At 58.7% G+C, this 12,800-nt stretch carries 11 protein-coding genes; 4 read left to right on the top strand and 7 right to left on the bottom strand.

All coding sequences use genetic code 11. The features are described 5' to 3' along the window. Positions 1 to 58: 58 nt before the first annotated feature. Both ABIE60_RS11980 and ABIE60_RS11975 read left to right on the top strand, forming a co-directional pair. Entirely contained in the window at positions 59 to 1,945 is a 1,887-nt protein-coding gene (locus ABIE60_RS11980) for a sensor histidine kinase (RefSeq protein WP_354469612.1), read from the top strand. Next, the gene (locus ABIE60_RS11975; protein WP_354469610.1) at positions 1,942 to 3,309 is read left to right on the top strand and encodes a sigma-54-dependent transcriptional regulator; all 1,368 of its coding nucleotides are present in this window, start codon (positions 1,942 to 1,944) and stop codon (positions 3,307 to 3,309) included. The genes ABIE60_RS11980 and ABIE60_RS11975 overlap by 4 nt, the downstream gene beginning before the upstream one ends. A gap of 66 nt (positions 3,310 to 3,375) precedes the next feature. On the opposite strand, the gene ABIE60_RS11970 is transcribed toward ABIE60_RS11975, so the two are convergent. The 4 genes from ABIE60_RS11970 to ABIE60_RS11955 all read right to left on the bottom strand — a co-directional run bounded on the left by ABIE60_RS11970 (position 3,376) and on the right by ABIE60_RS11955 (position 8,947). Then, the gene (locus ABIE60_RS11970; protein ID WP_354469608.1) at positions 3,376 to 4,983 is read right to left on the bottom strand and encodes a methyl-accepting chemotaxis protein; all 1,608 of its coding nucleotides are present in this window, start codon (positions 4,981 to 4,983) and stop codon (positions 3,376 to 3,378) included. A 215-nt stretch (positions 4,984 to 5,198) separates the two neighbouring features. Then, positions 5,199 to 7,364 carry a TRAP transporter fused permease subunit gene (locus ABIE60_RS11965; protein ID WP_354469607.1) on the bottom strand — a complete coding sequence of 722 codons (2,166 nt, stop codon included), beginning with the start codon at positions 7,362 to 7,364 and terminating at the stop codon, positions 5,199 to 5,201. 82 nt (positions 7,365 to 7,446) lie between these two features. Then, entirely contained in the window at positions 7,447 to 8,430 is a 984-nt protein-coding gene (locus ABIE60_RS11960; RefSeq protein ID WP_354469606.1) for a TAXI family TRAP transporter solute-binding subunit, read from the bottom strand. Positions 8,431 to 8,494: 64 nt separating this feature from the next. Then, positions 8,495 to 8,947, bottom strand: a complete 453-nt coding sequence (locus tag ABIE60_RS11955; protein ID WP_354469604.1) for a universal stress protein — start codon at positions 8,945 to 8,947, stop codon at positions 8,495 to 8,497. A gap of 274 nt (positions 8,948 to 9,221) precedes the next feature. Here ABIE60_RS11955 and ABIE60_RS11950 point away from each other — a divergent pair, with 274 nt between their 5' ends. After that, a complete protein-coding gene (locus ABIE60_RS11950) occupies positions 9,222 to 9,773 on the top strand; it encodes a hypothetical protein (RefSeq protein ID WP_354469603.1) in 552 nt (183 codons plus the stop codon). On the opposite strand, the gene ilvA is transcribed toward ABIE60_RS11950, so the two are convergent. Continuing rightward, positions 9,759 to 11,276, bottom strand: a complete 1,518-nt coding sequence (ilvA, locus tag ABIE60_RS11945) for a threonine ammonia-lyase, biosynthetic (protein WP_354469602.1) — start codon at positions 11,274 to 11,276, stop codon at positions 9,759 to 9,761. The genes ABIE60_RS11950 and ilvA overlap by 15 nt on opposite strands. 143 nt (positions 11,277 to 11,419) lie before the next feature. Between ilvA and rpiA the strand changes: the two genes are divergently transcribed. Next, positions 11,420 to 12,091: a ribose-5-phosphate isomerase RpiA gene (rpiA, locus tag ABIE60_RS11940; RefSeq protein ID WP_354469601.1), complete on the top strand. Its 672-nt coding sequence runs from the start codon at positions 11,420 to 11,422 to the stop codon at positions 12,089 to 12,091. A 2-nt stretch (positions 12,092 to 12,093) separates the two neighbouring features. On the opposite strand, the gene ABIE60_RS11935 is transcribed toward rpiA, so the two are convergent. Together ABIE60_RS11935 and ABIE60_RS11930 are read right to left on the bottom strand one after the other, a co-directional pair. After that, the gene (locus tag ABIE60_RS11935) at positions 12,094 to 12,543 is read right to left on the bottom strand and encodes a heavy metal-responsive transcriptional regulator (protein ID WP_354469600.1); all 450 of its coding nucleotides are present in this window, start codon (positions 12,541 to 12,543) and stop codon (positions 12,094 to 12,096) included. Between the two features lie 16 nt (positions 12,544 to 12,559). Then, a complete protein-coding gene (locus ABIE60_RS11930) occupies positions 12,560 to 12,685 on the bottom strand; it encodes a hypothetical protein (RefSeq protein WP_354469599.1) in 126 nt (41 codons plus the stop codon). Positions 12,686 to 12,800: the final 115 nt, after the last annotated feature.

Raw genomic sequence — 12,800 nt, 5'->3', positions numbered from 1 at the left:
TTTTTCAAGCACTGCCGGGCAATCAGCCGGGGCCGGCCCGCCCCTTTGGGTGGGCTCTGTGAGTACAGCCGGTAGCCGCAGCCGTCGGCCCCTGTCGCTGTTGCTGGGGCTGCTGGTGCTGGTACTGGTGTTGCTGCAAACCGCCCAGTTGAGTCAGCGACAGGCGCTGGAAGCGCTGCAGGGCCGGGCCGAGTCGGATCTGAACCGCTATGCCCTGAGTGTGCAGCAGAAGCTGGATCGGTACAAGGATCTGCCACGGCTGCTGGCAACCCATTCCAACTTCATGGAAGCCCTGGCCCAACCGGAAAATCCGATTGTCATTCAGCACACGAACCTCTATCTGGAGCAGGTAACGCGCATTCTGGGTGCTTCGGACAGCTACCTGATGGATGCACAAGGTGTCACCCAGGCCGCCAGCAACTGGAACCGGGAGAACAGTTTTGTCGGGCTGAACTTCGGCTTTCGACCCTACTTTCGTGACGCCATGGCAGGCAAGGCCGGGCGCTATTTTGCGCTGGGGACGACCTCTCGCCAGCGTGGCTATTATTTCTCCTGGCCGGTCAGGATCGGCGAGCGGATCGCGGGAGTAATTGTGGTCAAGATTGACCTGAACGAGGTGGAGCAGGACTGGAACGATCCGGTCATCGATATTGCCGTGACGGATGAAGATGGCGTTATTGTCATCACGACTCGGCCGGAGTGGAAGTTCCATGCACTGGGTGGTCTGTCGTCACAGGATCTACAGCGTATTCAACAGAGCCAGCGCTATTTGGGACAGCCACTGGAGCCGCTGGAGCTGATTCGCCACCAGGCGCTGGAGGGGAGCCGGGCTGAACGGGTGACCCTGCGACGGACAGGTGATCAGGCATCCCACCCGGTTGCTCAGCGCAGTGAGGATTTCCTGCTGCTGAGCAAGCCGGTGCCGGATACGGGATTGAATGTGGCGGTTTTTGCACGCACCACCCCCGTGGATCGGGCCGTGCTGCAGGCGGTTGTGTTGGCCGGTTTCGTCTGTATTGCGTTGTTGTTGCTGGTGCTGTTTATTCAGGCTCGCTGGCGCATTGTGCGGCAGCGACGTGAATTTGAGGTGCGTGAACTGCAGGCCCTGCAGGCTGCACGGGATGCGCTGGAAACCCGCGTTGAAGAGCGAACAGCCGATTTGACCCGGACCAATGCTCGGCTGCTCGAAGAGATGGAGCAGCATCAAAGTACCCAGAACGAGCTGGTACAGACAGCCAAGCTGGCGGTGCTGGGACAGCTTGCGGCCGGGATCAATCATGAGCTGAACCAGCCGCTGACGGCGATCCGCAACTATGCCGACAATGCTCAGGCGTTCCTGCGACTGGAACGGTTTGATCGGGTGGGAGACAACCTGAAAGAGATAGCCGGGCTGACCGATCGCATGGCACGGATCATTCACCCGCTGAAGGAGTTCTCTCGCAAGAGCAGCGGCCGCCCGGTGCCGGTGTCGTTGCAGGCGGTCAAGGATGGCGCCATGTCGATCCTGTATGGGCGACTGAGTCAGCAGGGCGTTGAAATTGTCTGGCCCGCAGGTCTGTCTCGGGTCCATGTGCTGGGTGATATGCTCAGGCTGGAGCAGGTGCTGGTCAATCTGCTTGCCAACGCCATGCAGGCCATGGAGTCGTGCGCACACAAGCGGATCGAGGTTGGCCTGGAACAGCAGGGTGAGCGGGTAAGGCTGTCACTGCACGATACCGGTCCCGGCATCGGGGCGGATGATCCACAACAGGTATTTGAGCCTTTCTATACCACCAAACAGAGTGGTCAGGGACTGGGGTTGGGGCTGTCGATCTCCCACAGGATTATTGAAAATCTGGGCGGGCACCTGAGTGCGGCCAATCATCCAGAAGGTGGTGCCGTGTTCACCCTTGAACTGCTGCTGGCCCAGCCCGCCGAGGCTGGTACGGATGGAGAGTTACAATGAGCAAGCCTGATCTGTTACCGGTTCTTTTGATCGATGATGAGCATCATATTCGCGTGGCCGCCGGACAGACACTTGAGCTGGCCGGGTATGAAGTGACAACGCTGGAGCGAGCCGAACCGGCTCTGGAGCGCATCAGTGAGGACTGGCCAGGGGTGGTGGTCACCGACATTAATCTGTCGGGAATCGATGGGCTGGAGCTGATGCGCCGTATACACCAGGTCGACGCAGACCTGCCGGTCATTTTGATTACCGGGCATGGTGATATCTCCATGGCGGTCAGCGCGATGCGCGAAGGAGCCTACGACTTTATTGAAAAGCCCTTTGCCGCCGAACTGCTGCTGGATGTGGTGCGCCGTGCACTGGACAAGCGCAACCTGACGCTGGAGATTCGCCAGTTGCGGGATGAGCTTGAAGCGCAGAATGTGCCTGGCCCACGCATTATCGGCAATACCCCCATCCTGCGTGCGCTGCGACGCACCAGTCGGTCTGTGGCGGCGATGCCGGCAGACATTCTGATCCATGCCGAAACCGGCTGCGGCAAGGACCTGCTGGCGCGCTACCTGCATGAACATGGGCCGCGGCGTGAGCACAACTTCGTCGCCATCAACTGTGGAGCCGTGCCGGAAAACCTGATTGAAAGCGAGCTGTTCGGCCATGAAGCAGGGGCGTTTACCGATGCCAAGACGCGCCGTATCGGCAAGTTTGAACATGCCAGTGGCGGTACCCTGTTTCTGGATGAGATTGAAAGCATGCCAATGGCGCTGCAGATCAAGCTGCTGCGTGTGCTGGAAGAGCGTGCCATCGAACGGCTGGGGTCCAACACATTGATTCCGCTGGACCTGCGCGTGATTGCCGCCACCAAGTTGGAGCTCAGGCAGGAAGTGGCGGCCGGCCGCTTCCGTGAGGATCTGTACTACCGTCTCAACGTGGTCAAGCTGGATATTCCGCCCTTGCGCGAGCGGCGCGAAGATATTCCGCTGCTTTTCCAGCACTTCGCTCTGGTGGCGTCTTCCCAGTACGGGCGCGAAATGCCCTCGCTGTCAGCCGAGCGCATGCACAGCCTGATGCTGCATGATTGGCCCGGCAATGTGCGGGAGCTGCGCAACCTGGCCGAACGTTATGTTCTGCTGGGAGAAGGCTGCACCTTCGATTTCGATAATCGTCCGATCAGTGACCCTGATTCGGTCGGGGAAATGAGCCTGCCGCAACAGGTGGAACGCTTTGAAAAAATGTTGATCCATACCGAGCTGGGACGGCATGGTGGGTCGATCAAGGACACTCAGGAAAGCCTGGGGCTGCCGCGCAAGACACTGTACGACAAGATGAAAAAGTACGGCCTCGACAAGAGTGACTACAAGCAGTAATCACTCGATGCCGGAGTCGGCTGCCAGCCAAGCCTTAATGGATTCGGCCGGCAACCAGACCGGGGTCTAGAGCTTGAAGCGGCTGAGCATCTGTTCCAGCTGCTTTGACAGCTGCTCCAGCTCATCCGAAACACGGTTCAGGTGTTCGGAGCGCTCGGCGGTATCTTCGGCACTGTTGCTGATCTCGCTGATGCTGCGTTCCACACTGCTGGCCATTTCACTCTGCTCGCGTACGGCACTGGCGACCTGATGGTTAAGGTCATTGATCACGCGGACCTCTTCAGTGATGTTGGTCAGCGCCGAGTTGGTCTTCTGCACCTGCTCGACCCCGTCACCGGCCGCTGCCAGTGCCTGCTGCATCACGGTCACCGCTTCCTGGGCATCGTTCTGCAGTTCGGCAATGATGTGATTGATCTCTTCGGTGGAGTTGTGGGTCCGGCTGGCCAGGGTCCTCACCTCATCCGCTACCACCGCAAAGCCACGGCCCTGCTCGCCGGCCCGTGCCGCTTCGATCGCTGCATTCAGAGCCAGCAGGTTGGTCTGTTCGGCGATTTTCTGAATCACCTCGAGCACCGTGCCCACATTCTGGCTCTGGCTGTCCAGCTTCTGGATCACCTGAGTGGCGCGGTCGATATCCTGCTGCAATCGAGTGATGGCGGTAATGGCCTGCTGGGTCACGCGAGTGCCGTCACTGCTTTCCTGTAGTGCCATATCGGATGCGGATACCGTGTTCTCGGCACTGGCCGCGACACTGCGCGTGGCAGCTTCCATCTGTTCCATGGCCGAGGCGACGGAGCTGGTTTGCATCTGCTGATGATGCACGGCCGAGGCTGATTCGGTGGCGACTTTGCTGATACGGCTGCCTGAATCGGCCAGTCGAGCGACGGTTTGGCGAACCTGCTGCATGCTGTCGTGAATGTTTTCCAGCATTGAGTTGAATGCAGCCGACATCTGGCCGATCTCGTCGCTGGAACTGACCGGTGTACGCTGGTTCAGGTCGTTGTCGCGCTCGATGGCGTGGATGGTATCGGCCAGTCGATTCACCGGCGTTACCACCATGCGGCGCAGCAACAGGCTGATCAGAATAATGCCGGCGACAAACAGTGCCAGCTCGATCAGGGCAACACTGATCAGGTTGCTGTTGATCTGCTTGTCCAACGCTTCATAGGAATAGGTAACTCGAACGGCACCGACCACTTCACCTTCTTCCACCTGATGACAAAGCAGGCAGTTGGTGCCCTTGTAATCGGACAGGGCGCGCATTGGCGTGACGACGGTAAGGCGGTGCCCCTGCTGATCGTTAAGTTCTTCAATCACCTGCTCGCCGCGCATGGCTCGTTGATCATACTCATCAACCGGCATCGAATCTGGAGTACCGGGGCCGTAAACGTCTGTGATCTGCTGACCACGAATAATGCGGGCTTCAGTGATGGCTGGGTTGGACAGAATTTTTTGCTGTAGCGTGCCACGGTTGGCCATGGCGCCACTGAGCATCAGCATGTTGATGCTGTCGAAATAGGAATCGGCCGAGTCAAGGGTCGAACGGGTAACAACGTTGTCAACCAGTGACGTTTCACTGCGATATATGGTGGTCAGGGAACTGATGAGAATAATCAGAAATACAGCAATCAGCGAGAGATTAACCTTGTTTTGTATCGACAAACCTTTTTTCACTGTATCCCGTCCCGATCTTAGGTTGGAGGTTGTTATGTGACAGGGGGCAGACACTAATTGTGTATTCACATTACCAGATCCTAAGCGAAAAAACGCTGATCTGCTACAGATCCGGATCAACTTCAGGCCTGTTAACACAACTGCTTATGAGCGTTGAGCCCTGAAACGAAAAAAGGCGCCCTGAACAGGACGCCCTTGAGTATCATAACAGAGGTCTAGCTCGCCAAAGCGGTACGACGTATCGCCAGCTGCCAGAACAGCACCAGTACACTCAGGCCAACGCCGATCGCGTCGGTGAGCAGGCCACCGGCGATCATCGCCAGGGCTGCTGTCAGCAGCATGCCTCGCTGGATACTGTTGACACTGCCATTCAGGAACCAGCCCTGAATCGCGGCGGCCAGCAGATAGATGCCCACCGAAGCGGTAATGAATACCCGCAGGACTTCGCCCCAGCTGCCCTGCATCAGCAGTGCCGGGCTGTAGAAGAACATGAACGGAACGATGAAGGCTGCCAGACCGAACTTGAATGAAGTGACGGCTGTTTTCAGCGGATCGGTACCCGAAATCGCGGCCGCTGCGTAGCCTGCCAGTGCCACGGGAGGGGTAATGGCTGACAGCACCGCGTAATAGAACACAAAGAAGTGTGCCACCAGTGGTGGAATACCGATCTGCTGCAGGCCCGGTGCCACCACCGAAGCGGCAACGGCATAGGCAGCGGTTGTCGGCATGCCCATGCCCAGCAGAATGCTGATGCACATGGCGAAGAACAGCGCCAGCATATGGCTCGCATCCGCAATGCCCAGCAGCATGGAGGCGAAGCGGGCACCCACTCCGGTCAGGCTGATAACGCCGACAATGATACCGGCGCAGGCACAGACCGCGATCAATGGAATGGCCATGCGCGCACCCAGCGACAGGGCTTCCAGCAGTGCCCTGATGCCCATGCGGTAGGGGGTCAGCCAGGAGACAACGGCTGCACTGACCATCGCCAGTGTACCGGCCCGGATAACCGAGTAACCCATGAACAGCGTAGACACCAGAATAATGATCGGCAGGAACAGGTACACCTGTTTGATCATCTCTTTGAACACCGGCAGCTGGTCTTTCGACAGGCCGGACATCCCCTCCCGACGGGCTTCCAGATCAACCATGAAATAGATCGACAGGAAATACAGTGCGGCCGGAATCAGGGCGGCAATGGCGATATCGGTATAGGCAATACCGGTCACCTCAGCCATGATGAAGGCACCGGCACCCATGATGGGGGGGACGATCTGGCCACCGGTGGAGGCGGCGGCTTCGATACCGCCGGCACTGCGCGGGTGGTAACCGACCTTTTTCATCAGCGGGATGGTCAAACTGCCGGTGGCCACCACGTTGCCCGCAGAGGTACCGTTGATCATGCCCATCAGGCCGGATGCAAATACGGCAACCTTGGCTGGACCGCCACGAGCGCGACCGGCCGCGGCAAAGGCGAAATTGACGAAGTAGTCACCCACGCGTGATGCCTGCAAAAAGGCGGCGAAGGTGATGAACAGAATGATGTAGGTGGATGATACCGCAGTGGTTGGGCCGAGAATGCCGTTATCGGTGTAGATGTAGGTGAAGAATCGCTGCATGGAGTAGCCGCGGTGCTCCAGAATACCCGGCAGCCAGGGGCCGGCAAAGGCGTAGGCCAGAAATACCGCCGTGATGATGATCAGTGCCAGACCGGCGACACGCCGCGTCAGCTCCATGATCAGGACGACACCGGCAAGAGCCACCAGGAACTCGGTCTGGCCCGCCATCGGTGTGCCTGCGGCCATACGCCAGCGTCCCAGTACAAACAACAGATAGGCCGCAACAACAATGGCAGACAGCATCAGTACCCGGTCAGCCCAGAAAATCTGCCGGTTATGGCCGGTGCGCCAGATCCAGCTGCTGATGACGGCGGCACCTGTGCCGAGTGCCAGCGCCCATGCCACCTGCGGCAGCAGCCAGTTGGGCGGCAATTCACCCAGCACCATACGACTGAACCACGCATAGGCGATGCCTGCGGCGGCCAGAACGATGGCCAGACTGGTTGGCACGCGTGCGGCCCAGTGCAGGGGTGACAAGGGGGCCGGCTGTGTCTGCCGGTCGAGGGTAAAGGCTGCGATCAGTGCAAACCCCACCACCAGGCCGCCAGCGACATGGATGATGCGGAATGCCCAGGTTTCGATGGGGGATACGTTCAATGCGTAGAGGTGCAGCAGTGTGTAGCACACACAGGTGAAGAAAATGATCTTGCCAACTGCGCCACTCAGATCCCGCTCGTTATGACCAAGCGGAACATCGGCTACGCCTTCTGCGCCGATTTTGTCTGCTGCGGCATCGGCGGATGCCGGAGTTTTGTCTGTCATGTTATATGGACCTGCATTAAGCCATGTTGAGCGCTGCCGGCCAGTGGTCCGGCAGCGCGGGCAAACGTCCCTATTGAGCGGATCAGTCCTTCATGTTTGCCGGGATTTCATAGCCGTTCTCTTCGAACCAGCGGACTGCACCGGTGTGCCAGGGCACGATGGTGTTGTACTTGTAGTTCTCCGGCAGGGTTTCCTTGGCCGCACCATGGATCTGCAGCATGCGGTCGTTGTTTTCCATCACGGTCTTGGTTACGCCGTATACCAGCGACTCCGGCATGTCCTTATGGGTGATGGCAAAGTTCCACAGTGACAGCGCGGATACATCTTCATCCAGTGAAGAGTAAACAGAGGCAGGAATGGTACCGGCACTCAGCTCAGGGTAATCGGCTGCGATCTTTTCGATGTTCTTCGGCGAGTAGGAGAAGATGTTTACATCGGCCTGGGCTTCCAGCTGGTTGAAGGCCGAGATCGGCACGCCGGCCGCGAAGGCAAAGGCGTCAATCAGACCATCCTGCAGCTGGCCTGCCTGATCGGCAGCACCCCCGTTGCGGGTTTTGACGCTCAGGCCCAGCTTCTTGAACAGCTCCGGGTGGTACATGTCGGCAGTACCACCAGCAGGGCCGACGCCGACGGTCTTGCCATCCAGATCATCCACTGAGTCGATGCCGGAGCTCTTGAGGGCGATGATCTGGAGAGTGGTCTGATACATCGGGAATACGGCGCGGACATCTTCGTGGGACATGCCCGGTGCCAGAGCGCTCTTGCCCTGCAGGGCAGCGACCAGCGGCCCGGTGGTCACCATACCGAAGGCGTGCTCGCCCATCTGTACCAGGGTCGCGTTCTGAACCGGGCCGCCGGTCACTTCTGCACCGGCCGAGATACCCAGGGCTTCACCGACCATGTTGGCCCAGCCGGCGCCATAGATGTAGTAAGTGCCACCCTGGCTGGCGGTGCCCACCGTAATACTGCTGGGCCAATCGCTGCGATCTTCGGCGAATGCTGCGGTGGTCGCCATGACAGCACCAATGCAGCCGGCAATCAGTGATTTCTTGGACAGAATATTCATTATTGTATTTCTCCTGTTGTATTGCTTGTTGTCTTGCGGGTGTACTCCGGTGACCTGATCAGGCTCAGGACCTGACGGTCAAAACGGGAATGGGGGAGTGGCGTACCACGCGCTCGGCTGTAGAGCCGACCAGTATTTTTTCGATACCGGTCTTGCCGTGGGTACCCAGAATGATCATGTCGGCACCCAGCTGTTTGGCGGCCTCGATGATGTCGGTGTAACCACTGCCGAACACCACCGCATGGGTCAGCTGAATGCCCTGAGATTCGGCATTGGCAAAGTGCCGCTGGCAGAAGGCTTCCATATCCGTGTTGGCCACCTGGGTGACCTCGTGGATAAAGGTGTCGATCACGTCAGCAGGAATGCGCTTGCGGCGCTGGTCGGACAGCTCCGTGATCACATGCAGCAGGTGGAGTCGTGCTCCGGTCAGTGTGGCGAGGGTGCGGGCATGTTCTACGGCCTTTTCCGCCCCTTCCGAGAAGTCGGTCGCGAACAGCAATGTGTTGTAGGTCGCCATGGATGTACCTTTACTTGTTGTTGTATCCGGCGGTGGCTGATGCCAGCCCGCGCCGTGTAACAGCTGTAAAGCAGGCTCCGTGCCAACTTGCGGCAAACAACCTTTTCCGGGGGGGTGGGAGAGGGGCAGGTGATCTGGTAAACCGTCAGATGGGCGGAGAGCCACCCGTTGTCATCGGTGAAATGGGTGGAAAACCGCCCGTTCGTTGCTGTTTTCTGTCACCGGGTGGTTCAGGCTATAATGCCCCTCCTTTTGAATCCGACAGAGAGACAAAATGCTCGGAGTAATCGCAGCACTCTGGGGCTTTGCCGGCATCTGCCTTCTGCTGGGCAGTGCCGTCTGGCGCCTTGGCAGCATGGCGCTGGATGTGCCGCTGGACAGCTTTGACTGGTATCACTGGGTGGCGCTGGTACTGTGCCTGGGCTTCATGGGATTTGCAGAGGGCTACCGTGGCTTTCAGCAGAACTTTTCACCCCGCACGGCCGCGCGAATCCGCTACCTGAAAGGCCATGTTACGCCGCTGCGACTGCTGCTGGCACCGCTGTTCTGCATGGGATTTTTTCATGCCCTGCGGCGTCGGCAGATTATCACCATCTGCCTCAGCGGTGGCATTGTGCTGTTGATACTGCTGGTGCGACTGCTGGAACAGCCCTGGCGCGGGATTGTGGATGCGGGTGTGGTGTTGGGGCTGAGCTGGGGACTGGTATCGCTGGCGCTGTTTACCCTGCAGGCATTGACGCGTGAGGTATATGATGTCTCGCCGGAGACACCGGATCGGCCGGTGGGACCGAGTCCGGTGGTGCGAACGGGCTCAGCCCAGAAATAGCTGATAGGCGGGGTTGTCGGACTCGTCATACCAGGTGTAACCGATCTCTTCGAGAAAACGGGTCACCTGGGTGCGCTCGGCCAGAGGAACCTGCATGCCAACCAGTACCCGCCCATAGGCGGCGCCATGGTTGCGGTAATGGAACATGGAGATGTTCCAGCGTCCGCCCAGCTTGCTGAGAAATTTCATCAGGGCGCCGGGCCGTTCGGGAAACTCAAACCGAAACACCGCTTCGTTGTCCACACTGGCCGGCGCGTGGCCGCCCACCATGTAGCGCACATGCAGCTTGGCGGTCTCGTCGTCGGTGAGATCGACCACCTCATCCAGATGCTCGCGCAGCTCTGCCAGCAGTTCTTCGCGACCGTCATTGTTGGGCCGTATCTGAACGCCGGCAAAGACGATCGCCTGATCATCATCGCTGTAGCGGTAGTTGAATTCCGTGATGTTGCGCTTGCCCAGCACCGTACAGAACTTCTTGAAGCTGCCGGGACGCTCCGGGATTTTGGCGGCAATGATCGCTTCACGCTTTTCGCCCAGCTCCGAGCGCTCGGCGATATGACGCAGGCGGTCAAAATTTACATTGGCGCCAGAATCGATGGCGATCAGGGTCTGGCCACTGACGCCCTCACGGGCAACATATTTCTTCAGCCCGGCCACGCCCAGCGCGCCTGCCGGCTCACAGACCGAGCGGGTGTCATCGAAAATATCCTTGATGGCGGCACAGATCTCGTCGATCGAGACGGTGATCACTTCGTCCACATGGTCCTTGCAGATTTCCCAGGTGTGCTCGCCGATCTGGGCAACGGCCACGCCATCGGCAAAAATGCCAACTTGATCGAGGATCGCACGTTCGCCTTTCTCCTTTGCCAGTGCAAGGCAGGCGGATTCGACCGATTCAACTCCGATTACGCGTGTTTCCGGGCGCAGGTACTTGACGTAGGCGGCAACGCCGGCGATCAGTCCACCACCGCCTACCGGTACGAAGATCGCATCGATATGACCACTTTCCTGACGCAGAATCTCCATGGCAATGGTGCCCTGGCCCGCAATCACCTCAGGGTCGTCATAGGGGTGAACATAGACCAGCCCCTTTTCAGCCATCAGTTTTTCCGAGTGGCGGCGAGCATCGTCAAAGGCATCCCCGATCAGAACCGCTTTGCCACCAAGGCGGCGCACGTTGTTCACCTTTACATCCGGTGTGGTGCGCGGCATCACGATGGTTGCCTTGACCCCGAGCAAACGGGCCGCCATGGCAACCCCCTGTGCGTGGTTGCCGGCAGAGGCGGTAATCACGCCGCGCGCTTTCTCCTCGTCGGTGAGCTGCACCATCTTGTTGTAGGCGCCGCGCAGTTTGAAGGAGTAGACTGGTTGCTCGTCTTCACGCTTGAGCAACACTCGGTTGCCAAGACGTTCGGACAGGCCGCGCGCGTCATCCAGAGGGGTTTCGACGGCGGCATCATAGACGCGCGCTTCGAGAATTTTCTTGATATATCGGTGTGGCATAGGGACAGGTATCAGCATCGGTTCGGGTGGCCCGCAAGGGCGCAGAATCAGAGAATGGTATCGACTTGACCGTCCAGCGTCTACAAGGGCAACTCCGGGTTGCTATAATCTGAATTCAGTTTGAATCAGCGACGGGCACAAAGATGACACAGGAAAAGATGAAACTGGCGGTGGCGCAGGCAGCCGTTGACTACATTAAACCCCGCCTGCGGGATGACAGCATCGTTGGCGTCGGCACCGGTTCTACGGCCAACTGTTTCATCGACGCACTGGCGCAGGTGAAAGACCGCTTTGCGGCAGCCGTCGCCAGCTCTGAGGCTACCGCCGAGCGCCTGCGCGGGCACGGCATTGAAGTGCTGGATCTTAACTCGGTCAGCCAGATGGAGTTCTACGTTGACGGTGCTGACGAATTCGATCCCTACATGAATCTGATCAAGGGCGGTGGTGGCGCGCTGACACGGGAGAAAATTGTTGCGGCGGTAGCAAAGGAGTTTGTCTGTATCGTGGATCAGTCCAAGCAGGTTGACCTGCTCGGGGCCTTCCCGCTGCCGGTGGAGGTGATTCCCATGGCGCGTTCGTATGTGGGGCGCCAGCTGGCGGCATTGGGCGGTCAGCCCGTGTACCGTGAAGGCTGTGTGACCGACAACGGTAATGTGATTCTTGATCTGCACGATCTGGAAATTCTGGACCCGAAAGCGCTGGAAGTGCAACTGAACAATATTGTCGGTGTAGTGACCAACGGCCTGTTTGCCTGTCGCGGAGCCGACCTGGTTCTGATGGGGACGCCGGACGGGGTCCAGACCCTCAAGCGGTGATATCAGCGTCTGGTCTTGTCTGCATCCTGTGGGCAGGGCCGGGGGGCGTCGCTCTCCTGCTCCAGAAAGGCCAGAATAGGGCAGTCTGCGGCTGATCCCTTTCCGTCACACAGGGCGGAAAGGCCTTCCAGCGCCGCCAGTATCTGCTGCAGATCACGCACCTTGCTGCGGATATCGACAATGCGCTGTTCGACCCGCTGTTTCACGGCAGCCGATTCCAGCTCGGGGTGTTGCTGTAGTTGCAACAGGTCCAGCGTTTCTTCAAGGGTAAAACCCAGTGCCTTGCAACGGCGGATGAAGGCGAGTCGTTGCAGGATGGCAGGGGGATAAACGCGATAGCCCGAAGGCAGGCGTTCGGGATGCGGGATCAGGCCCCGGCGCTCGTAGTACCTGAGGGTCTCGACGCTGAGGCCTGAACGGCGCGCCAGCTCACCGATCTTGAGCGAGCTCATGCGGCCAATCCGGTGCTTACCACTGAACCACCTTGGTCAACACGATGCTTACCGGCATGGTGACCCAGGCCAATGCAACCAGGTTGATCAGAATCCAGCCATAGCCGGCGCCGTCACGAAAATTTTCGTCATGATGAGCCATGTTTCACCCTTATCCAATAGAACTGTTTAATTAATGATCAGTATGGGGTTGGCGATTATAGCTCAAGGATTGGTTTTTTTATAGCCAAAGGTAATAAGCACTCATTTTGTATGGG

This window comes from Marinobacterium sp. MBR-109, from assembly GCF_040547565.1.
Classification (GTDB): domain Bacteria; phylum Pseudomonadota; class Gammaproteobacteria; order Pseudomonadales; family Balneatricaceae; genus Marinobacterium.
This window is presented reverse-complemented; position numbering and strand designations above follow the sequence as displayed.